The sequence below is a fragment of the Halorubrum sp. SS7 genome (genome assembly GCF_005435055.1).
In the GTDB taxonomy this organism is placed as follows: domain Archaea; phylum Halobacteriota; class Halobacteria; order Halobacteriales; family Haloferacaceae; genus Halorubrum; species Halorubrum salinarum.
This window is the reverse complement of the sequence record NZ_SGXV01000446.1, coordinates 1-335: the sequence shown is the minus strand read 5'-3', so window position 1 is coordinate 335 and position 335 is coordinate 1. Positions and strand designations below refer to the sequence as shown.

Genomic DNA, 335 nt, shown 5'->3' with positions numbered 1-335 from the left:
AGATCGGGATCCGGATCGAATCGAACGCCGCTATCGCGGGATGGTCGTCGTAGAGCGTCCGCCAGAGCACGCCGGTCGGCTCGGCGACGCTCTGGGTCCCGACCACGTCCGGCGCGACGGGATCGATCCCGAGGTCATCGACGGCGCCCATCGCCCGAAGCGTGAGCAGTAGCCCGCCGCCGTCTTCGAGAAAGGCTTCGAAGGCCTCCACGGAACCCGGTGAGAGGACGTCGTCCCCGAGCGGCGCGTCGCGGTGCCACCACAGCACGTCGCATCCGTCCGTCGCCGCGCCGACCTCGGCGGGGGAGACACGCACCGTCTCGAACGACTGCGCC

1 pseudogene is annotated in these 335 nt (G+C 70.4%); it reads right to left on the bottom strand.

From position 1 onward, the window contains the following. Window positions 1–335: pseudogene (locus EXE44_RS18740) on the bottom strand (sucrose-6-phosphate hydrolase); the annotation flags it as partial.